This is a genomic window from Streptomyces sp. AB3(2024), assembly GCF_041862025.1.
In the GTDB taxonomy this organism is placed as follows: domain Bacteria; phylum Actinomycetota; class Actinomycetes; order Streptomycetales; family Streptomycetaceae; genus Streptomyces.
Genome location: NZ_JBGWAB010000027.1, coordinates 39,397 through 60,963, shown reverse-complemented (window position 1 = coordinate 60,963; position 21,567 = coordinate 39,397). Strand labels below are relative to the sequence as shown.

At 70.3% G+C, this 21,567-nt stretch carries 18 protein-coding genes and 1 tRNA gene; 13 read left to right on the top strand and 6 right to left on the bottom strand.

From position 1 onward, the window contains the following. Positions 1-2 precede the first annotated feature (2 nt). Complete coding sequence (locus tag ACEPPI_RS14360; RefSeq protein WP_373915610.1) at positions 3-2,273, top strand: hypothetical protein; 2,271 nt, start codon at positions 3-5, stop codon at positions 2,271-2,273. Positions 2,274-2,360: 87 nt separating this feature from the next. On the opposite strand, the gene ACEPPI_RS14355 is transcribed toward ACEPPI_RS14360, so the two are convergent. Together ACEPPI_RS14355 and ACEPPI_RS14350 are read right to left on the bottom strand one after the other, a co-directional pair. Then, positions 2,361-2,567, bottom strand: a complete 207-nt coding sequence (locus tag ACEPPI_RS14355; RefSeq protein WP_373915609.1) for a DUF397 domain-containing protein — start codon at positions 2,565-2,567, stop codon at positions 2,361-2,363. Further along, positions 2,564-3,436 carry a helix-turn-helix domain-containing protein gene (locus tag ACEPPI_RS14350; RefSeq protein ID WP_373915608.1) on the bottom strand — a complete coding sequence of 291 codons (873 nt, stop codon included), beginning with the start codon at positions 3,434-3,436 and terminating at the stop codon, positions 2,564-2,566. Before ACEPPI_RS14350 ends, ACEPPI_RS14355 begins: the two co-directional genes overlap by 4 nt. A 171-nt stretch (positions 3,437-3,607) precedes the next feature. Between ACEPPI_RS14350 and ACEPPI_RS14345 the strand changes: the two genes are divergently transcribed. Together ACEPPI_RS14345 and ACEPPI_RS14340 are read left to right on the top strand one after the other, a co-directional pair. Continuing rightward, positions 3,608-4,222 (top strand): ATP-binding protein, encoded by a 615-nt coding sequence (locus ACEPPI_RS14345; protein ID WP_373915607.1) that lies wholly within the window; start codon positions 3,608-3,610, stop codon positions 4,220-4,222. An 81-nt stretch (positions 4,223-4,303) separates the two neighbouring features. Beyond that, complete coding sequence (locus ACEPPI_RS14340; RefSeq protein ID WP_373915606.1) at positions 4,304-4,897, top strand: Uma2 family endonuclease; 594 nt, start codon at positions 4,304-4,306, stop codon at positions 4,895-4,897. Positions 4,898-4,951: 54 nt separating this feature from the next. Here ACEPPI_RS14340 and ACEPPI_RS14335 read toward each other — a convergent pair whose 3' ends face one another. The 4 genes from ACEPPI_RS14335 to ACEPPI_RS14320 form a co-directional block, all read right to left on the bottom strand. Continuing rightward, a complete protein-coding gene (locus ACEPPI_RS14335) occupies positions 4,952-5,602 on the bottom strand; it encodes a hypothetical protein (RefSeq protein WP_267838985.1) in 651 nt (216 codons plus the stop codon). A 75-nt stretch (positions 5,603-5,677) separates the two neighbouring features. After that, positions 5,678-6,523 carry a class I SAM-dependent DNA methyltransferase gene (locus ACEPPI_RS14330; protein WP_373915605.1) on the bottom strand — a complete coding sequence of 282 codons (846 nt, stop codon included), beginning with the start codon at positions 6,521-6,523 and terminating at the stop codon, positions 5,678-5,680. Then, positions 6,520-8,865, bottom strand: a complete 2,346-nt coding sequence (locus tag ACEPPI_RS14325; RefSeq protein WP_373915604.1) for a DEAD/DEAH box helicase family protein — start codon at positions 8,863-8,865, stop codon at positions 6,520-6,522. The genes ACEPPI_RS14330 and ACEPPI_RS14325 overlap by 4 nt, the downstream gene beginning before the upstream one ends. A 112-nt stretch (positions 8,866-8,977) precedes the next feature. Then, positions 8,978-9,049, bottom strand: a tRNA-Arg gene (locus ACEPPI_RS14320). Positions 9,050-9,155: 106 nt separating this feature from the next. Between ACEPPI_RS14320 and ACEPPI_RS14315 the strand changes: the two genes are divergently transcribed. From ACEPPI_RS14315 to prfA, 10 genes are all read left to right on the top strand, one after another. Next, positions 9,156-9,623, top strand: coding sequence for a response regulator (locus ACEPPI_RS14315; RefSeq protein ID WP_373915603.1), 468 nt, complete (start codon positions 9,156-9,158; stop codon positions 9,621-9,623). A 136-nt stretch (positions 9,624-9,759) separates the two neighbouring features. After that, the gene (nrtL, locus tag ACEPPI_RS14310; protein ID WP_373915602.1) at positions 9,760-10,737 is read left to right on the top strand and encodes an ArgS-related anticodon-binding protein NrtL; all 978 of its coding nucleotides are present in this window, start codon (positions 9,760-9,762) and stop codon (positions 10,735-10,737) included. Between the two features lie 19 nt (positions 10,738-10,756). After that, entirely contained in the window at positions 10,757-12,148 is a 1,392-nt protein-coding gene (lysA, locus tag ACEPPI_RS14305) for a diaminopimelate decarboxylase (protein WP_373915601.1), read from the top strand. A 168-nt stretch (positions 12,149-12,316) separates the two neighbouring features. Further along, on the top strand, positions 12,317-13,618 hold the full coding sequence (locus ACEPPI_RS14300) for a homoserine dehydrogenase (protein ID WP_373915600.1): 1,302 nt from the start codon (positions 12,317-12,319) through the stop codon (positions 13,616-13,618). 6 nt (positions 13,619-13,624) lie between these two features. Beyond that, entirely contained in the window at positions 13,625-14,695 is a 1,071-nt protein-coding gene (thrC, locus tag ACEPPI_RS14295; RefSeq protein ID WP_373915599.1) for a threonine synthase, read from the top strand. Between the two features lie 337 nt (positions 14,696-15,032). After that, positions 15,033-15,971: a homoserine kinase gene (gene thrB / locus ACEPPI_RS14290; RefSeq protein WP_373915598.1), complete on the top strand. Its 939-nt coding sequence runs from the start codon at positions 15,033-15,035 to the stop codon at positions 15,969-15,971. A gap of 428 nt (positions 15,972-16,399) precedes the next feature. Beyond that, entirely contained in the window at positions 16,400-18,538 is a 2,139-nt protein-coding gene (gene rho / locus ACEPPI_RS14285; RefSeq protein WP_373915597.1) for a transcription termination factor Rho, read from the top strand. Positions 18,539-18,850: 312 nt separating this feature from the next. After that, the gene (locus ACEPPI_RS14280; RefSeq protein WP_373915596.1) at positions 18,851-19,951 is read left to right on the top strand and encodes an LCP family protein; all 1,101 of its coding nucleotides are present in this window, start codon (positions 18,851-18,853) and stop codon (positions 19,949-19,951) included. Positions 19,952-20,123: 172 nt separating this feature from the next. Next, the gene (gene rpmE / locus ACEPPI_RS14275) at positions 20,124-20,342 is read left to right on the top strand and encodes a 50S ribosomal protein L31 (RefSeq protein ID WP_007266580.1); all 219 of its coding nucleotides are present in this window, start codon (positions 20,124-20,126) and stop codon (positions 20,340-20,342) included. 118 nt (positions 20,343-20,460) lie between these two features. Next, the gene (prfA, locus tag ACEPPI_RS14270; RefSeq protein WP_373915595.1) at positions 20,461-21,540 is read left to right on the top strand and encodes a peptide chain release factor 1; all 1,080 of its coding nucleotides are present in this window, start codon (positions 20,461-20,463) and stop codon (positions 21,538-21,540) included. Positions 21,541-21,567 lie beyond the last annotated feature (27 nt).

The window sequence follows — 21,567 nt, the reverse complement described above, 5'->3', positions numbered from 1 at the left end:
GGATGACCACCGCCACGCCACTTCTCCTTGATCTGGACTCGTTCCTCGCCCGGGCCGAAGATCGAGGCGCCCCGCTGGACGCGCGGGCGGCCGAGGCCGTCCTCGGTCTGCTCGCGCTGGGCGAGGCACGCCGCCGGACCGGCCTGCCCGAGCCCACCGAGGAGCTGGCCGAGGAACTGCTGCACATCCTGCTCCCGCTGTACGTCAGCGCCACCGAGGAAGAGCTGCCGGGCTTCGTGGCCGCGCTGGTCGCGCTGATCGACCACACCCACGAGGCCGGCCGCCTCAGTGCCAAGCGGCAGGCGAAGCTCGTGACCCGGGTGCACGAGCTGACCGAGGGCTTCACCCAGGCGATGACGAGCCCCCGCCGTCTCACCTGGCCGCGGCTGTACGGAAACCTGCTGCGCGCCGCGGACGTGGACCCCACCGACCCCCGGGCCGTGCGCGGCTGGCTGGAGGCGTTCGCCGCGCGCCCGTACACCGAGCGGAACGCCGCGCTCGGCTTCGCCGCCGCCGCCTCCTCCTCGACTGGACCGCTCGCCGAAGCGGCATACGCGGAGGCGCTGTGCGCGGAACGCTCCCGGCAGGCCCGTCCGCTGCTCGCCGCACGGCTGGAGGCCGTGGCGCTGGCCGAGCAGGTGCGGCCCCGCCCCGGCGAGGGCCTGCTGGTCGCCGATGCCCCGGTAGGCAAGCCGGACGACGAGAGAGACGACTGGTACGGGGCGCAGGCAGCGGTGCTCACGGATCGCTGGACGGCAGCCGGGCTCGACGCCCTGCTGCGCGGACCCTTCGCGCACCTGGCGCCGGGCGGCGGCAGCGCTCCCACCCCTCTCCTCGCCCTCGTCGAGGCCATGGCCGGCCAGCACCTGGAGATGTACGGCGACGCCTTCGCGCCGCTGCCCCCGGCCCCGTTGCCGGCCTCCCCGGAGGAACAGGCCGCGCTGCTGCGTTCCGCCCCGTTGCCCCAGCTCCTGGCGCAAGCCGCCGCCGACCCGCAGGGTGCGGACGAGCGAACGCGCGAACTGGCGCTGGCGAGCGGCTTCCTGGTGCGGGAGCAGGGCGGCGCGCTGAGCGCGGGGCCATCGGCCGAGGCCTGGCGTGAGGGTGGCCCCGCCGAGCTGACCGGGCTGGCCCTGAACCTGCTCGGCGTCCTACTGGCGCAGTCGGCCGAGGAGGAGGAGACGGCCGAGGAGTACGACGGTGAGCACCTGATCACCCTCTACCTCCTGTGCGAGCAGGCGGGGATGGCGCAGTCCGTGGCGCGCGTGGCCGCCCTGAACGACATGTGGTTCGTGCCGCCGGGCTACGAGAGCGACCCCGACGTGTCCGTCCCGGCCACCGGAGAGTACGAGCTGCCCGACCCCCAGGCCCTGTCCGCGGTCCTGGGACTCCCGGCACTCTCCGCGTCCGACCGTACGGATCTGATTCCTTCCGCTGCCCGCCTCGTGCGCCTGATGGACCGCCTGGCCGCTTTGGGCATCACCGAGCGCACCGGAGACGCCCTCAGCCTCACCCCACTCGGCTCCGCCCTGCTCCGCGACACCCTCCTCCTGGGCCTCGGAGGCGAAGCCGCCGATGTCTTCCCCACTCGGGAGCAGATGCTCGCCTGGGACGCGGAACGGCTCGTCGCGGCAGCCCAGTGGTGGCCGAAGCGGGCCGCCCGGCAGGCCGTCGGCGACTGGCTGGCCGCGCAGGGCACCGACGGATGGATCCCTCTGTTCGCGGCGATCTCCGCCGCCTGCCCCGAGGACGAGCCCGCCAGGCGGCGAGCGCTGCTCGCCACTCTCGACGCGACGGCCGTACCCGACGAGGCCCTGTACGCCCTGCTGGCCGACCCGGTCCTGGGCGGCTGGGCCGAGCACACCCTGCACGCACGCGGCCAGGCGCCCGACCCCTCAGCCGTTCCGCTGTCGGCCCGCGCGGTGTACCTGGTCGACGCGCTCGAAGCCGTACGGAGCGCCGCATCCCTCGATCACCGCATGACGGCGGCTCCGAACGAGGAGGAGCCCGAACTGTTCGCCGAGGTCCACGCCGCCTTCGACAAGGCCGCGGCAGCCTGGCCCGGCGGCGGCCCGGTCCTGGTCACCGCCCTCACGGCGGCGGACCCGTACACGTCCGCCTTCCTGGCGGAGCAGCTCTCACACCACCCCGACCGCGCCACCGCCGACCAGGCCCGTCGCACCTGGCGGGCCTTCCAGACCAGCGGCACGACCCGCCCCCCGGGCAGGAAGAAGCCCGCCAAGCGCGCGGGCGGAAAACGCAAGCGGCGCTGACCGACGTTAACGCCGGGCCCGGGCCGCGCGGGGCCGGGGCCCGCGCCCGCGACGTGGCCGCCCGGCTCCTGTCCCCGGACCGCCCGGTCAGCGCACCTGCGTGACGAACGCCTGCCAGGCGCCGGCCCCGAACCCGATCACAGGCCCGGCGGGCCGCTTGCTGTCGCGGACGGGGACGATGCCGGGGACGTTGTCGGCGACCTCGACGCAGTCGCCTTGGCCTCCGCTGTAGCTGCTCGTGCGCCATATCGCGGTCTTGTGGACCCCGGTCGTCGAGCGGACCTCGTTGCTCATGCTCTGTGCTCCTTGGCAACACGCTGGATCAGCGCGAGTGACTCCGTAGGCGGCAATGCTGCCATGCGCGCGTCATCGAAGAGCCCTCGGTAGCAGGCGACTTCCTGCTCTCGCTCCATCCAGATGTTGCCAGTGGGGGCCTCGGTGAGTACGAGGTCGAGCGACGCCAGTTGCGGGAAGCTGAGCAGCACGTACGGGCCGAACATGCCCGAGTGGGCGCCGCGTGTGAACGGCAGCACCTGAACGGTGATGTTGGGTCGCTCGGCCATGGTCAGTAGGTGCTTCAACTGTGCGTGCATGATGTCCGGCCCGCCGACTTGTTGGCGCAGCACTCCTTCAGCAAGTACTGCCCAGAACTCCATGGGTTCCGCACTCGTCAACCGTTCCTGCCTGGCAAGTCGTACCTGGACGAACCGGTCGATCTCCTCAGCCGTCTGCCAGGCGCGTGATGCCACTGTTACGGCCCGCCCGTACTCCGGAGTCTGGAGGAGTCCGGGCACCATCTGCACCTGGTAAGTGCGGATGCTGTCGCAGATCGACTCCATCTCGATCTGGTCGCGGTACGCGTCACTGAGAACGGAGGCGTACTCATGCCACCACCCTTCACGCCGTCGTCTGTTCGCCCTCAAGGCCAGGGAAGTCAGGCGCTCCCGCGACTCCGTGTGCATCACCCCGTATGCCTCCATGAGCGCGACGAGATCAGGTGTGCGGACTGGGACATGGCCGTTCTCGATGCGGCTGATCTTCCCCTTTGTGCAGTCCAGTACCTCGGCGGCAGCGGCGGTGGTGAGGCCTGCGGCCTCTCGGGACCGACGTAGTTCGTCGCCGAGTTGGCGACCCAGGACCGTGGAGGGCATCACGTTTGGCATAGGTAACTCCCTATCAGAGCCGAAGGCTTGCGGACTCGCGAATGCCCGTATGGATGAATTAAGAGCCAGCAATCCATTCAACGTTGCGCCGTTACCTGTTCTGCGGGCACTCTCCTGGTGTCGGTAACTGAGCCCCCGCTTGTCCGGGGGTTCCGACCCTCTGGAGCTGCCATGGCCGCACTGATCGACGTCTCATTCCGGCTCTCACGCCGACCCCGCAGCGCGGCAAGGGCCCGCGCGGCACTGCACGCCCTACTCGGGGACTGGGGCGCGGGGGACGACCTCCTCCACACCGCCGAACTCGTCCTCTCCGAGCTCGTGACCAATGCCCTGCGCGCACCCGCACCCAGCGACCGCCAGGTCGGCGTACGGATCGCACACTCCTCAACGGACGGGCTGCTGCGCCTGGAGGTGAGCGACGCCGGATCCGGCCGGCCGGAACTCCGTCACCCCGGCGCGGAAGACGAACGCGGCCGGGGGCTAAGGCTCGTGGACGCGCTCAGCCACCGCTGGGGCGCCACCGCACGCGCGGGCGGCATCGGCAAGACGGTCTGGTCGGAGCTGAAGGCCCCCGACCTCCTCCCCACCTCGTCAACGAGGGAGGTCGCGGCGGTCACGGTCAGTCCTGGCCAACAAGTCCGCGTCTGGGGCGCGTGGCGCGCGGTCCGTACCGTGCGGACGGCCCGCCACGCCATCGGCGGCCTGACGGTCGTCCTCGCCCTGGACGAAGGTCCGCCCCTCCACCTGCCCGCAGCGGAACCGCTGGCCGTACGAGGGCTGCCGTAAGGTGAATCGCGCCGTACGAGTGCCGAGTGCGATGTACACCCAGGCCCCGCACCCACTCCCCGCAGGCAAGGAGGCGACACCGTGTCGGACCCGGCCCACCACCCCATCCCCGTTCGCCGCGGACACCTGCACGACGCCGCCGAGCAGATCGAGCAGGCCACCGGCATGCGCGTGGAGATCATCGGGGGCACGCTCATGATGTCCCCGAGCCCGAGCGGCAAGCACGCCGGGACCGTCATCGACCTGCGCGACGCCATCCGTCCGAGCCTTGCCGCCGCGTACGAGGCGTACGAGAACGTGTCCGTCCCGATGCCCGACGATCCGGACGACTACGCGACCCCGGACCTGACCATCGGTCCCCGCGCCTTCAAGGAGGACGACGGCTGGCTCCTGGAGGTGGACGCGATCGCCCTCGCGGTAGAGGTCATCTCGCCCAGCGAGCGGCTGAGGGGGATCAACGAGAAGACCGCGTGGTACGCGGCGGCACGTGTCGCCCGCCTGTTGCAGATCGACCCGCGCACGGGCACGTGGTCCCTGTTCACCCGTCCGGGAGAAGGCGAGTACAAGGGCGTCGTCCACGGAAAGTACGGCGAACCGGTCCCGCTGCCCGACGACCTCGGCGGCGACCTGCCCACTTCGGGCCTTCCCCTGTACGGGACGCCGCCCGGCTCTTGAGACGCCGAGGGCGCCACGGACAGCAGTCCACAGCGCCCTCACCCATCCCAGAGGTCAGCCGAGAACCTTGGCGATCGCGAGAGCGATCCGCTCGATCCAGTCGATCGCGTCCGTCACGTCGGCGTCGGAGATGGGGCGGCGCCGCTTGAGGTCGCCGTCCAGCAGATCCGCGTCATGGGCGATCTTGTTGCGGCGGTCGGTGATCGAGATGTACTGCTTCTTGAGGGTCTGGTCGGTCATCCCCGTGCGGCCGTGGTTCCACTCGTTGAGCTGGACCGCGGCCTTGCCCCAGATGTTCTCCTCCGTGACCAGCTTCAGCGCCTCGCTGATCTTGCGCGGGTTCTGAAGGGAGGCGTTGGCCCACTTCGCCTTGACGTGCTCGGACACGGCGTCGGCGAGTGTGGTGGTTCCCCGCCGGACCTCCTCGACCTTCTCCAGCGGCAGCTCGAACTTGGTCAGCTGGTAAGGCATGCCGGGACTGTCTTCGGCGGCGAGGTCGGCCACCCGGCGGTACAGCTCCTCGTGGAACCAGTGGTCGATGGCACTGACCGCCTGCACCCACGCGGCACGGTAGAAGTCGCCGATGTCGAAGACGGGGGACTGGAAGGCGGCCAGGCTCTGGCCGGCGAGGACCATCTTCCGGGCGTACTCGATGTTGGTCTTGAACGCCTGGAACTCGCGCGTCTGTGGCTGCGGAACTGCCATGGGATGCCCCCGTCTCGCTGATCGATCGAGATCAAGACTTTCGGCGAGACGGGGACGGGTCAACTCAGTTGCGGGTCATGCGCCTTCGCCTGGCTGGATCTCGTCAGTATCGGCCGAGATCTCGCCACCGAGAGCCTCCGCGATCGCGGCGAACTCGCTGAGTGCGGCCTGCAAGTCCTCGACGATCTCCTGCGCGATCACCTCGGGCGGCAGCAGGCTGTCGGCGTCGTCGAGGGCCGGGTCCTTCATCCAGGTGATGTCGAGGTTCACCTTGTCGCGGGCGATGAGCTCGTCGTAGTCGAAGCACTTGAAACGCTCGGTTTCCACGCGCTCACTACGAGACTTGCCCGGCAGGTACGCCTCGACGAACTCCTCCAGAGCCGCGCGGGTCAGCGGGTGCTGCTTGAGGGTGAAGTGCTTGGCGGTGCGGAAGTCGTAGACCCAGAGTTTCGCGGTGTTGTGCGCGCCTCCGCTGCGGGGCGGCTTCTTCTCGAAGAACAGGACGTTCGCCTTGACGCCGCCCGCGTAGAAGATGCCGGTGGGCAGACGAAGGATCGTGTGGAGGTCGAAGTCTTCGAGCAGGCGACGCCGGATCTTCTCGCCGGCCCCGCCTTCGAAGAGCACGTTGTCGGGGAGGACCACCGCCGCGCGGCCGTTCATCTCCATCAGCGACATGATGTGCTGGAGGAAGTTCAGCTGCTTGTTGGTGGTGGTGGCGCGGAAGTCATCTCGGTCGTAGGAGATGTCCTGCTTGTCGGCCTTGCCGTCGGTGCCGACGATGGTGATCGCGGACTTCTTGCCGAAGGGCGGGTTGGCGAGGACCAGGGAAGCGTGCTGCTTGGGCTGTTCGGCGAGCGCGTCCCCTTCGGTGATGAGGGACTTGCCGTCGGCGTCACCGATGCCGTGCAGCAGCATGTTCATGGCGGCGAGGCGGGCGGTGCCGGTGACCAGCTCGTTGCCCCAGATCTTGCCGTCCCCGAGCGCGAGCCGCTCCTCGCGGGAGAGGTTCTGCAGCGCCCGAAGATCTCCTTGACCTGGGCCAGGACATCCTCGGCGTGGTCCTCACCGACCGCGAAGATCAAGGTCTTCGGCAGCTCGCTGCGGCCCGGGAACCAGCGCTGCCAGTTGTCCCGGTACGCCGTCAGCACCGCCCGGATCTCGTCCACCGTGACCACCGACCGGCCGATCTGCCCGGTCGTGTACGTGAAGTCGTCGTCCAGCTCCTGGTAGCGCTGCCGCCGGGTCTTGCGGTCCTTGATCCGTACCGTCGTACCCGACTCGATCTTCGCCCCGCCGTTCTCGCGCAGGTCGGTCCGCATCCGTACGACGTCGAAGTCGACGTTCACCCCGTCCGCGACCGCCTGCGGATAGGTGTACTCGGAGACCAGGTTGCGGCCGAAGAAGCCGAGGGTCTGGAGCGTGGGCGTGGCGGTCAGGCCGACCAGATGCGCGTCGAAGTACTCCAGGACCCCGCGCCACAGCCCGTAGATCGACCGGTGGCACTCGTCCACGATGATCAGGTCGAAGGACTCGATCGGTACATCGGGGTTGTAGGAGACATCGATCGGCTGGTCGGTCGCATACGTGTCCTCGGACATCTCGTTGTCCGCGGCCTCGTCCGCCTGGTCGTCTTCCGTGAGGGGTTCCCCGCGCAGCAGCGAGTACATCTTCTGGATCGTGCAAATGGTGACCGAGGAGGTGTCCTGGAGTCCGGCGGCACCCAGGCGGTCGACGTTGTAGATGTCGGAGAGCTTGCGGCCGTCGTCGGGCGTCGTGAACTTGCGGAACTCGTCGTACGCCTGCCGGCCCAGGTTGTTGCGGTCCACGAGGAACAGGATCCGCCGGGCCTTGGCGTGCTTGAGCAGCCGGTACGTCTGTGCCACGGCCGTGAAGGTCTTGCCGGCGCCGGTCGCCATCTGGATCAGCGCCCGCGCGCGATCTTCGCCCAGGGACTTCTCCAGACCGGTGATCGCGTCGATCTGGGCGAGGCGCAGGCCGTTGGGCTCCAGTACCGGCAGCTGACGCAGAGCCGCGCGGAACGTGAGGGCGCCCGGTGTCCCCTCGGCACGCCGCATCCACGCGGCCACCGTCTCGGGCCGGTGGAACGAGAAGACCTCGCGGGAGCGGGCGTCGGGGTCGAGGCGGTTGATGAAGTACGTCTCGGTGCCGGTGGTCGCGTACCGGAACGCGAAGGGCTCCGCCTCGCGCCAGACCGCGAGGCGGTGCTCCTTCAGGACTCCGGACGCGTAACGGTCGTTCTGCTCGACGGCGCTGGACAGGTGGTCGCCCTCGCGCTTGGCCTCGACCACGCCGACGATGTGCCCGTCGACGTACAGGACGTAGTCCGCGCGGCCGGTCGCGAGGGTGAACTCGCGGACCGCCACACCCTGACCCGCCTCCGGGTTGACCTGGTCGCGGTCCTGCACGACCCAGCCGGACGCGCGCAGCATCCCGTCGATGGCGTCGCGGGCCTGCACCTCGTTGAGCGGGGCCGGCCGCTGCGCACGGTGGATGATCGCCTCGCGGCGCTTGGCGTCCACCTGCCGGGGCTGCTGACGGGCAGCCTCGTACTTCGCCTGCTGAGTGGTACGCAGCTCATCGATCTGTGAGGTCAGCTGCTCGACGCGGGCCAGCAGCTCGCTCTTGTTCGCGTCGGCGCTGGCGATGAGGTGCTCGGCCTCGGCCCGCGCCTTGCGCTCGGCTTCGAGAGCGTCGCTGGACTCGGCGAGCCTGGTCCGGGCCTGGGTGAGCGCCTTGCGGTGGCCGTCGAGGGCCTCCCGCAGTTCGGCCAGCTCGGCCGGGTCCGTGACCTGTGCGCTGTCACCGGGATCGGTGGGCGGTACGAACTCCGCGACCGTCCGCCGCCCCTCGATGGCGTCGTGGAACCAGAGGCAGAGTTTGTAGCAGACGCGTACGGCGGCCAGAGCCTTCGCCGTGTCGAAGAGGTGGCTGTGCGCGGCCTTGTTCCGGTCGCGCCGCAACCGGTCGAAGTCGTCACGGATCTCGGGGACCAGCACTCCGGCACGGGTCAGCGCGACCAGCCGGTCGATCTGCCGGTCGCCCTCGATCCGCATGCCGATGCGGGTGATCAGCTCCTCGGCGAGGACCTCACCGAACTGGCCGGCCTGTACGAGGGACGAGTTGGGGTGGGTGAACACCGTGGCCTCGGCCGAGGCGCCGTAGAGGGAGAGCAGGGGCTGGTGCTGGTAGAGGACACCGAAGTTGGGTGACCCCTTCGCGAAATCCCGGAGCCTGTCGTCCACGTGGTGTCCCCCGAATGCTGCTGGTCTGCGGGTAGCCATGGTGCGAACACAAAAAGACCCCCCGAACAGTAGCGAAACTGTTTGGAGGGCCTCTGTGGCACTTCCTGCGAAGTGCCCCCGGCAGGATTCGAACCTGCGCACACGGCTCCGGAGGCCGTTGCTCTATCCCCTGAGCTACGGGGGCGTGTCGTTCGCGTTGCGGCGACGGGTTGAACACTACCAGCTTCCTTGGGGTGATCAGGAACCGATTTGGGCGGGAGAGGGAGGTCGGTCGCCCGGAGGGGGTGGAAGTGGCGAAAACCCGGACGCGGGGGCTTAGGGCGACCTACTCTCGAGTTGTGCCAGGCGCCTCGGGCCGGGTGCTTGTTGTCGACGACAACAAGGTCATCCGGCAGCTGATCAAGGTCAATCTCGAGCTGGAGGGCTTCGAGGTCGTGACCGCGAGCGATGGTGCCGAGTGTCTGGACATCGTTCACCGGGTGCAGCCCGATGCGATCACCCTTGATGTGGTCATGCCCCGGTTGGACGGGTTCGGGGCGGCCGCGCAGTTGCGGGCCGATCCGCGGACGCGGCACCTGCCCGTCGCCATCGTGAGTGCCTGCACCCAGCACGAGGTCGAGGCCGGGATCGCCGCCGGGGTGGACGCCTTCCTCGCCAAGCCCTTCGAGCCCGCCGAGCTGGTGCGCATCGTGCGCAGGCTCGTCGAGCGCAAGGACCGCCGTGAGCGGAAGGGCGCGTCGGCCGGCAGAGGGGCCTGAGGGTTCCTTTTGGTGTGGCCGGCCGGGGCGGTCGGAGGGGTCTGTTCCAGGGCCTGGTCCGGGGTCCGTTCACATGGGTGTTCACATGGCGAAACCGGGTGCGGGCCGACGGGGCTTCTCCCCTAGGCTGGGCGACGTGATCCCCGCCGACCTCTCTCGTGCCGTCGTACACGCCGTGCGCCGTGCCGTCGAGAGCGGCGAGCTGGGCGGTGGGTGCGTGCCCGAGCGGGTCGTCGTCGAGCGGACGCGGCCCGGCGGGGTGGGGGAGTACGCCACCCCCGTCGCCTTCCACGTGGCCAAGGGGTCCGCCCGCGTTCCCCGTGACGTGGCGGACGTGCTGGCACGGCTGCTCGCCGAAGAGCCCGGGATCGCACGCGTCGACGTCACCGGAGCCGGGTTCCTGAACTTCACCCTCGCCGCCCGCTCCGAGGCCGCCCTCGTACGGGAGGTCCTGAGCGCCGGAATCCGGTACGGGTACGCGGACGGCGGCGCCGAGGCCGACCCCTTCTGCTGGGCTCCCCACGTCGGGCCGCGCGAGCGGGCCGTCCGTGAGGCCGTCGGGCGGATCATGAGGTCCCAGGGGCAGGCGCAGGGACAGGGCTCCGGGGTCACCCCCTTGGCCCCCGTCGCCCGGCGCGACGGCGACGTGATCGCCGTCTACGGGCAGGACGCCGCCCGCTGGGCCATGCTCTGCGTCCCGGCCCGGGAGACCCCCGCCTTCACGCCCGGCCTCCTCGTCCAGGACGAGTCCAACGAGCTCTTCCGGGTGCGGTACGCCCACTCCCGCGCCCGTGCCCTGAGCCGCAACGCCGACCAGCTCGGGTTCCGGGCCGAGGCGGGTGAGGAGACGGGGAGCCACGAGCTGGTGCGCGTGATCGCCGAGTACCCGCTCGTCCTCGAAGCCGCCGCGCACCACCGTGCCCCCGAGCGCCTCGTCCGGCACCTCGTCAGCGTCGCCGACGTGCTCCTCGACCACCAGCACCACGTCCTGCCCCGAGGGGACGAGAAACCCTCGGCCGCCCACCGCGCCCGGCTGGCCCTCGCCGAAGCCGCCGGCACGGTGCTGGCCGGCGGCCTGGCCCTGCTCGGCGTAGACGCCCCCGACTTCCTGTGACCCGCGAAGAGAGATTCCGATGAGCCGTTCCGCGCACCCCGCCGGGCCCCGCCACGCCGACGTCCTGCCCGAGGGCCACTACGCCCCGCCGCCCGCCGACCTGAACGTGCTGGACGAGAAGGTCTGGGCGCGCACGGTCACCCGCGGCGACGACGGGGTCGTCTCCGTCGGCGGGATCGAAGTGACCCGGCTCGCCGAGGAGTTCGGGACCCCCGCCTACTTCCTCGACGAGGAGGACTTCCGCGCCCGCTGCCGCGCCTGGGCGCACGCCTTCGGCAAGGACGCGGACGTCTTCTACGCCGGCAAGGCGTTCCTCTCCAAGGCCGTCGTGAAGTGGCTGAAGGAAGAGGGGCTGAACCTGGACGTGTGCTCCGGCGGTGAACTGGCGACCGCCCTCGCCGCCGAGATGCCCGCGGAGCGGATCGCCTTCCACGGCAACAACAAGTCGGAGGGCGAGATCCGGCGGGCCGTCACCGCCGGCGTCGGGCGGATCGTGCTCGACTCCTTCCAGGAGATCGCCCGCGTCGCGCACATCGCCCGTGAGCTGGGCGTGCGCCAGCCCGTGCAGATCCGCGTGACCGTGGGTGTGGAAGCCCACACGCACGAGTTCATCGCGACTGCGCACGAGGACCAGAAGTTCGGCATCGCCGTGGCCGACGGCTCCGCCGCCGAGGCCGTCCGCCGCGCCCTGGGGCACGAGAGCCTCGACCTGCTCGGGGTCCACTCCCACATCGGCTCCCAGATCTTCGACATGGCCGGCTTCGAGGTGTCCGCCAAGCGGGTCATCCAGCTGCTGGCCGCCGTACGCGACGAGCACGGCGTCGAGCTGCCCGAGATCGACCTCGGCGGCGGCCTGGGCATCGCCTACACCTCCGCCGACGACCCGCGCGAGCCGCACGAGATCGCCAAGGCCCTCACCGAGATCGTGGCGCGGGAGTGCGAGAGCGCCGGGCTCAAGGCGCCCCGCATCTCCGTCGAGCCCGGCCGCGCGATCGTCGGCCCGACGGCGTTCACCCTGTACGAGGTGGGCACGATCAAGCCCCTCGAAGGCCTGCGCACCTACGTCTCCGTCGACGGCGGCATGTCCGACAACATCCGCACCGCCCTCTACGACGCCGAGTACGGGGTCACCCTCGTCTCCCGCGTCTCCGACGCCGAGCCCATGCTGGTCCGCGTCGTCGGCAAGCACTGCGAGAGCGGCGACATCGTGGTGAAGGACGCGTTCCTGCCGGCCGACCTTGCGCCCGGGGACCTCCTCGCCGTGCCCGCCACCGGGGCGTACTGCCGCTCCATGGCCAGCAACTACAACCACGCCCTGCGCCCGCCCGTCGTCGCGGTGCGCGACGGCGGGGCGCGGGTGATCGTCCGGCGCGAGACGGAGGAAGATCTCCTGCGTCTCGACCTCGGATGATTCCCATATTTCTGGGAAAAGCCCCCGGACCCCCAAAATAGGTATCTCAACGGTGTCTCACTCAATGGACCGAGGATGGAAAGTCCTGTCCATTGAGTGAGACTGGTTCAGGACCCGCGCGCAATCCGCGCACGGGTTACGGATGGAAGATCGAAAGGCGTAGGTCGAATGATGCGTACGCGTCCGCTGAAGGTGGCGCTGCTGGGCTGTGGAGTGGTCGGCTCAGAGGTGGCGCGCATCATGACGACGCACGCCGACGATCTGACAGCCAGGATCGGCGCGCCCGTCGAACTCGCCGGCGTGGCTGTGCGCCGTCCCTCCAAGGTGCGCGAGGGCATCGACCCGGCGCTCGTCACCACCGACGCCACCGCCCTCCTCAAACGCGGTGACATCGACGTGGCCATCGAGGTCATCGGCGGCATCGAGCCCGCCCGCACGCTGATCACCACCGCCTTCGAGAACGGCATCTCCGTCGTCTCCGCGAACAAGGCGCTGCTCGCCCAGGACGGCGCCGCGCTGCACGCCGCGGCCGAGACGCACGGGCTCGACCTCTACTACGAGGCCGCCGTCGCCGGCGCCATTCCGCTGGTCCGCCCGATGCGCGAGTCCCTCGCGGGCGACAAGATCAACCGCGTGATGGGCATCGTCAACGGCACGACGAACTTCATCCTCGACAAGATGGACTCGAGCGGCGCCGGCTACCAGGAGGCCCTCGACGAGGCCACCGCCCTGGGCTACGCCGAAGCCGACCCGACCGCCGACGTCGAGGGCTACGACGCGGCCGCCAAGGCCGCGATCCTGGCCGGCATCGCCTTCCACACCAGGGTCCGCCTCGACGACGTGTACCGCGAGGGAATGACCGAGGTCAGCGCCGCGGACTTCGCCTCCGCCAAGCGCATGGGCTGCACCATCAAGCTCCTCGCGATCCTGGAGCGCGCCGCGGACGGCCAGTCCGTCACCGCCCGCGTGCACCCGGCGATGATCCCGCTCAGTCACCCGCTCGCCTCCGTCCGCGAGGCGTACAACGCCGTCTTCGTCGAGGCCGAGGCGGCCGGGCGGCTCATGTTCTACGGGCCCGGCGCGGGTGGCGCCCCGACCGCGTCCGCGGTCCTCGGCGACCTCGTCGCGGTCTGCCGCAACAAGCTCGCCCAGGCAACGGGGCCCGGCGAGTCGGCGTACACCCAGTTGCCGGTCAGCCCCATGGGGGATGTCGTCACCCGCTACCACATCAGCCTCGATGTGGTGGACGAGCCGGGCGTCCTCGCCCAGGTGGCGACCACCTTCGCGGAGCACGGTGTCTCGATCGACACCGTACGTCAGCAGGGACGTCCTGAAATTGGCGGCGAGGCCTCCCTCGTCGTCGTCACCCACCGCGCACCCGACGCCGCCCTCTCCGGGACCGTCGAGGCGCTGCGGAAGCTGGACACCGTGCGCGGTGTCGCCAGCATCATGCGTGTTGAAGGGGAGTAAGGACCCATGAGCAGCAATCGCACCCACCAGTGGCGCGGCATCATCGAGGAGTACCGGGACCGCCTGCCGGTGACGGACACGACCCCGGTGGTCACGCTCCGCGAGGGTGGCACTCCCCTCGTCCCCGCCCAGGTGCTCTCCGAGCGCACGGGCTGTGAGGTGCACCTCAAGGTGGAGGGCGCCAACCCCACGGGGTCCTTCAAGGACCGCGGCATGACGATGGCCATCACCAAGGCCAAGGAGGACGGCGCCAAGGCCGTCATCTGCGCCTCCACGGGCAACACCTCCGCCTCCGCCGCGGCCTACGCGGTGCGCGCCGGCATGGTGTGCGCGGTGCTCGTGCCCCGCGGCAAGATCGCGCTGGGCAAGATGGGCCAGGCGCTCGTGCACGGCGCGAAGATCCTGCAGGTTGACGGCAACTTCGACGACTGCCTGGACCTGGCCCGCGCACTGTCCGACAACTACCCGGTGGCGCTGGTCAATTCCGTCAACCCGGTCCGCATCGAGGGCCAGAAGACGGCCGCGTTCGAGATCGTGGACGCGCTCGGCGACGCCCCCGACATCCACGTCCTGCCGGTGGGCAATGCGGGCAACATCACCGCGTACTGGAAGGGCTTCAAGGAGTACAAGGCCGACGGCCCGGCCTCCCGTACGCCCCGCGTCTGGGGTTTCCAGGCCTCGGGCTCCGCGCCGATCGTGCGCGGCGAGGTCGTCAAGGAGCCGCACACCATCGCCACGGCGATCCGCATCGGCAACCCGGCCTCCTGGGACTACGCCCTGCAGGCCCGGGACGAGTCGGGCGGCTTCATCGACGAGGTGACGGACCGCCAGATCCTGGCCGCCTACCGCCTGTTGGCCGCGCAGGAGGGCGTCTTCGTCGAGCCCGCCTCGGCCGCGTCCGTGGCCGGCCTGCTGAAGGCCGCCGAGGCCGGTCTCGTCGACCCCGGCCAGAAGATCGTGTGCACCGTCACCGGCAACGGTCTGAAGGACCCCGACTGGGCGGTCGCCGGCGCTCCGCAGCCGGTCACCATTCCGGTGGACGCCGAGGCCGCGGCCGCCCGTCTCGGCCTGGTCTGACCCCTGGCGCGGGGAGGTCGGGGCCCCGGCCCCGGCCTCCCGGCCCGCCGCCCCGTTGCCGGATTCCGGAAATCCGCGGAATCCGGCAACTCGGCCCGTACGACACCAAAAGTCAAGGCGGAACCGGGGAAGACCGCGACACGCATCGTGCGCCTCCTGTGCGCCCTATGTCGCGAGAGAACCTTCCTTCGATACGCTGTACTTACATCCGCCACCGCGCATATGACGCGGTGCTGCCCCAAGGGCCTTCGGGTGTCGTACGTTCTCCAGTACATTCGCAGCGAAGATCCCGCACCGACACCAGATCTCGCACAGTCACAAGGAGTGTCATCGACCGATGGCAGGTCCAGCGTTCCGCGCCGCCGCCGTACGGGTGCGCGTCCCCGCCAGCAGTGCCAACCTCGGCCCCGGCTTCGATGCCCTCGGCCTGGCCCTGGGGCTCTACGACGACGTGGTCGTCCGGGTCGCCGACTCCGGCCTGAACATCGACATCGCGGGTGAGGGTGCCGACACCCTCCCGAGGGACGAGAGCCACCTCCTCGTACGTTCCATGCGCACGGCCTTCGACCTGCTGGGCGGGCAGCCGCGCGGCCTCGAGGTCGTCTGCGCCAACCGCATCCCGCACGGCCGCGGCCTCGGCTCCTCGTCCGCCGCGATCTGTGCCGGCATCGTCGCCGCCCGCGCCGTGACCATAGGCGGCGAGGCCAGGCTCGACGACGCGGCGCTGCTGGAGCTCGCCACCGAGATCGAGGGCCACCCCGACAACGTCGCCGCCTGTCTGCTCGGCGGCTTCACCCTGGCCTGGATGGACGGGGGCAGTGCCAAGGCGATCCGGATGGACCCCGCCGATTCCATCGTTCCGGTGGTCTTCGTTCCGTCCAGGCCCGTTCTGACCGAGACCGCGCGGGGACTGCTGCCGCGCACCGTGCCGCACGTGGACGCGGCCGTGAACGCGGGCCGTGCCGGCCTGCTCGTGGAGGCCATGACCAGGCGTCCCGAGTTCCTGCTGCCCGCCACCGAGGACCGGCTGCACCAGGACTACCGGTCCCCCGCGATGCCCGAGAGCGTGGCGCTCGTGGGCCGGCTGCGGGGGGACGGCATCCCCGCGGTCATCTCCGGCGCGGGCCCCACGGTCCTCGCGCTGGTCGACAACGACGCGGCCGACAAGGTCGCGCAGCTCGCGGGCGAAGGGTGGGCGGCCAACCGGCTCGCACTCGACGCCGCGGGCGCGAGCGTCCTTCCGCTGGGCGCCCAGGGCGGGCAGTCCGTGTCGTGACGACACGGCCCGCCGGGGTGGGCGGCCGGGCAGGCCGCCCACCTGCGGAAGGGGCTATTGCCGGTGATTGAGAGGGGGAATAACTGTTGGATCCGGTAGTGTTAGTCTCAAGTGCGCATCCGAAGTCGCCATGGCTCGGTGCTCAGTGTCCCCATCCGGGACCACCTTTCTTCCGGGAGCCTCCCCGACTGCTTTGATCGCTGCCAGCAGTTTCGGGCACGCTCCGGAATCGGCGTGACATTCCCACGCTTCCAGCTCGGGGGCTTCTCGCCGGAACCACCCACGCACGTTTCTCTCCGCCGTACATCGATCGGCGGACCACCGCCCCGGCTGCGGTCCATGACCCATCAGGTCATGCTCCGTCGTCGGACAGCACAACCGGTCGCCGAGCCAGACAGGCCGACGTCCGCTCCAGGGAAGGACCCTTCGTGAGCGACACCACCGATCTGATGGGCGCTGCCGACACCAACGTCGACACCAGTGCCCCCGCCGCGGGCGCCGCACCCAAGCGCCGCCGCTCCGGCACCGGCCTTGAGGGCATGGTCCTGGCCGAGCTGCAGCAGGTCGCGTCGGGCCTCGGGATCAGGGGCACCGCGCGGATGCGCAAGAGCCAGCTGATCGAGGTCATCAAGGAGGCGCAGGGCGGCAGCGCCCCCAAGGCCGCGGCCCCCGCCGCCGACGCCGCCGAGGCCAAGCCGAAGCGCCGCGCCACCAGCAAGGCCCGTACGGGCGAGGCCGCCGCCCCGGCGCCCGCCGCCGAGAAGCCCGCCGTCCAGGCGCAGATCGACATCCCGGGTCAGCCGGCAGGCGGCCCCTCCCGCGCGAGCGAAGCCGAGCGTGGGGGAGAGGACGCACCGGTCGGCGAGCGCCGCCGCCGTCGGGCGACCGCGCCCTCCGGCAGCCCGGAGTCCTCGGCACCCGCCGTCGTGGCGGTCGAGCAGAAGACCGAGGCCGCTCCGGCTGCCTCGGCCGAGCCCCAGGCCGAGGCGGCGACCGCCGTCACCGCCCAGGGCCAGGCGCAGGAGGCCGGCGAGGGCCGTACCCGCCGTGACCGCCGTGACCGCGGCGAGCGCGGTGACCGTGCCGAGCGCGGTGACCGTCCCGAGCGGGGCGAGCGCCAGCAGAGCCGCCGCGAGCGCGGCGCCAAGGCCGACGACCAGGGCCAGGGCGGTCAGGGTCAGGGCGGTCAGAGCCAGGGTCAGGGCCAGGGCGGCGGCCGGCAGGACCGCGCCGACCGTCAGCAGCAGGGTGGCCGGGGCCAGGGTCAGCAGGGTCGTCAGGACCGTCAGGACCGTCAGGACAACGGCCCGCAGGACGACTTCGACGGTGAGGACGGCCGCCGTGGCCGTCGCGGCCGCTACCGCGACCGCCGTGGCCGTCGTGGCCGCGACGAGTTCGCGCCGAACGAGCCGCAGGTCGCCGACGACGACGTGCTGATCCCCGTCGCGGGCATCCTCGACATCCTCGACAACTACGCGTTCATCCGGACCTCGGGCTACCTGCCCGGCCCGAACGACGTGTACGTCTCCCTCGCCCAGGTCCGCAAGGCGGGTCTGCGCAAGGGCGACCACACCACCGGTGCGGTCCGCCAGCCCAAGGACGGCGAGCGCCGCGAGAAGTTCAACGCCCTCGTGCGTCTGGACTCCGTCAACGGCATGGCGCCCGAATCCGGCCGCGGCCGCCCGGAGTTCCAGAAGCTGACCCCGCTCTACCCGCAGGACCGGCTCCGTCTGGAGACCGACCCGGGGGTGCTGACCACCCGCATCATCGACCTCGTGTCGCCGATCGGCAAGGGCCAGCGAGGCCTGATCGTGGCCCCGCCGAAGACCGGCAAGACCATGATCATGCAGGCGATCGCCAACGCGATCACCGTCAACAACCCCGAGTGCCACCTGATGGTCGTCCTGGTCGACGAGCGTCCGGAAGAGGTCACCGACATGCAGCGGTCGGTCAAGGGCGAGGTCATCTCCTCGACCTTCGACCGCCCGGCCGAGGACCACACCACCGTCGCCGAGCTGGCCATCGAGCGCGCCAAGCGTCTCGTCGAGCTCGGTCACGACGTGGTCGTCCTGCTGGACTCCATCACCCGTCTGGGCCGCGCGTACAACCTCGCGGCGCCCGCCTCCGGCCGCATCCTGTCCGGTGGTGTCGACTCGACCGCGCTGTACCCGCCGAAGCGCTTCTTCGGTGCGGCGCGCAACATCGAGGACGGCGGTTCGCTGACCATCCTGGCCACCGCGCTCGTCGACACCGGCTCGCGCATGGACGAGGTGATCTTCGAGGAGTTCAAGGGCACCGGCAACATGGAGCTCAAGCTCGACCGCAAGCTCGCCGACAAGCGCATCTTCCCGGCCGTCGACGTCGACCCGTCGGGCACCCGCAAGGAGGAGATCCTCCTCAACAGCGAGGAGCTCGCCATCGTCTGGAAGCTGCGCCGGGTGCTGCACGCGCTCGACTCGCAGCAGGCGATCGAGCTGCTTCTCGACAAGATGAAGCAGACGAAGTCGAACGCCGAGTTCCTGATGCAGATCGCGAAGACGACCCCGGCCGGCAAGAACGACGACTGACCGGGTCCGCCTCACCGAAGCCGCCCCCGCCGCACCCGCGGCGGGGGCGGCTTCGTGTCGTCACGCCCCACGGTTTCCGCGTTCGGGGCCTGTGCGACCTTCGCCACATTCGTGCCTCGGAATGAACCCCTGAGCAGGCTCGTACGTTCTCGATCCGAACCCCGGGTGGCCGCGGCGTCACGCGCTGTCGACCCCCGTCGAGGGGAGCCGCCCCCGGGGTTCCGTACGCCCCGCGCGCCGTGGAACCCTGGAACGCACTCGTCCGTCTGAGTGAGAGATACAGCGGGCAACGCATGCAGGACTGAGGAGAGCATGAGCGAGGAAACCAAGGGCCGCGGCCGGCGTGCCGTCACCCGGCGCCGCCGGAAACCGCCGCAGCGCCGCCGCGCCCTCACCGTCGCCGCGTGGACCGCAGCGGGTGTCGTCCTGCTCGGAGGCGGTGGCCTCGGCTGGTTCTACTTCAAGCTCAACGGCAACCTGAAGACCGTCGACATCGACCAGGCCCTCGGCAAGGACCGCCCGCCCAACGTCGACAACGGCTCCATGGACATCCTCGTCCTCGGCTCCGACTCCCGCGACGGGGCCAACAGCGAATACGGCGCGGACGACGGCGGCTCCGCCCGCTCCGACACCGCGATGATCGTCCACCTCTACGACGGCCACAAGCAGGCCAGCGTCGTGTCGATCCCGCGCGACACCATGCTCCCCAGACCCGCGTGCGCCGTCGGCAAGGGCAAGACCGACCCCGGCAGCAAGCGCGCGCAGTTCAATGAGGCCTTCACCATCGGCGGGGCCGCCTGCGCGGTCAAGACGGTCGAGACGATGTCGGGGATCCGTATGGACCACTACATCGAGGTCGACTTCACCGGGTTCAAGAAGATCATCGACAACCTCGGCGGGGTCGAGCTCACGACCACCAAGCCGATCAAGGACCACGGCAGCCACCTCGATCTGCCGGCCGGCTCCCACAAGCTCAACGGCGAGCAGTCCCTCGGCCTCGTCCGCACGCGCAAGAGCGTCGGCGACGGCGGCGACCTGGGCCGAATACAGCTGCAGCAGGCCTTCATCAAGGCGCTGATCAAGCAGGTCAAGGGCGTCGGCGTCTTCGACAGCCCGAAGAAGCTCTACGGCCTCGCCGACTCCGCGACGAAGGCGATCACCACCGACAAGGCCCTCGGCGACGTGAAGGCCCTCGCGGGCTTCGCGCAGGGCCTCCAGGGCATCGGCGCGGAGAACATGCACATGATCACCCTGCCGGTCGGGCAGGACCCGCTCGACAAGGACCGCGTGGTGGCCCTGCCCAAGGGCTCCAAGATGGTCTGGGACGCCCTGCTGGCCGACCAGCCCATCCCCGCCGCCGCCACCGAGAACTCCACCGGGGACAAGAGCGCGGCCGGCTCCATCGTCCAGTGACCGCTCCCGCCCGACCCGGCCGGAATAGATGCGAGGCCTTCCCCGTTGAGGGGAGCGTCCTCAGAATTTTGACAGGCGGCCCGGTCCTGGCAGACTGGTCTGTCGGCCCCGGTTCACGCAGTGCGCAATTCGGCTCCTGCGACCCGGCGCCCTCCCGAATCTAGGAGACACCTTGAAGCGCGATGTTCACCCCGAGTACGTCGAGACCCAGGTCAGCTGCACCTGTGGCGCGTCGTTCACCACCCGTAGCACCCTGACCGAAGGCACCATCCGTGCCGAGGTCTGCTCCGAGTGCCACCCGTTCTACACGGGCAAGCAGAAGATCCTCGACACCGGTGGCCGTGTGGCCCGCTTCGAGGCCCGCTTCGGCAAGGGTGCGGCCAAGAAGTAGCGCGACCCAGGCGCCGGTCACCGGCCGCCCCCTGACTTCGCGGGGGCGGCCGGACCGGCGCCTTTGTCGTCGTTCAGCCGAACCAGCCCATTTTTGACTTTCACCACAGGAGCACCCGATGTTCGAAGCGGTCGAGGAACTGGTCGGCGAGCACGCCGATCTTGAGACGAAGCTCGCCGACCCTTCGGTCCACTCGGATCAGGCCAACGCGCGCAAGCTCAACAAGCGCTACGCGGAGCTGACCCCGATCGTCGCGACCTTCCGTGCGTGGAAGCAGTCGGCCGAGGACATCGAGACGGCCAAGGAGCTGGCGGCCGACGACCCGGACTTCGCCGCCGAGGTCAAGGAACTGAGCGCCCAGCGCGAAGAGCTCACCGAGAAGCTCCGCCTGCTGCTCGTCCCGCGCGACCCCAGCGACGACAAGGACGTGCTCCTGGAGGTCAAGGCCGGCGCCGGCGGCGACGAGTCCGCCCTGTTCGCGGGCGACCTGCTGCGCATGTACCTGCGCTACGCCGAGCGCGTGGGCTGGAAGACCGAGATCATCGACGCCACCGAGTCCGAGCTCGGCGGCTACAAGGACGTCCAGGTCTCCGTCCGCACCAAGGGCGGCAACGGCGCGACCGAGCCCGGCCAGGGCGTCTGGGCCCGCCTGAAGTACGAGGGCGGCGTGCACCGCGTGCAGCGCGTTCCGGCCACCGAGTCGCAGGGCCGCATCCACACCTCCGCCGCCGGCGTGCTCGTCACCCCGGAGGCCGAGGAGGTCGAGGTGGAGATCAACATGAACGACCTCCGCATCGACGTGTACCGCTCGTCCGGCCCCGGCGGCCAGTCCGTCAACACCACCGACTCGGCCGTGCGCATCACGCACCTCCCGACCGGTGTGGTCGCCTCCTGCCAGAACGAGAAGAGCCAGCTCCAGAACAAGGAGCAGGCCATGCGCATCCTGCGCTCGCGCCTGCTGGCCGCCGCCCAGGAAGCCGCCGAGCAGGAGGCCTCCGACGTGCGCCGCAGCCAGGTGCGCAGCGTGGACCGTTCGGAGAAGATCCGTACGTACAACTACCCGGAAAACCGGATCTCGGACCACCGGACCGGTTTCAAGGCGTACAACTTGGACCAGGTGCTCGACGGCGACCTCGACTCGGTCATCCAGGCCTGCGTCGACACGGACTCCGCGGCCAAGCTCGCCGCCGCGCACTGATCCGGCCCGACCCCGTCCGCCCCCCGC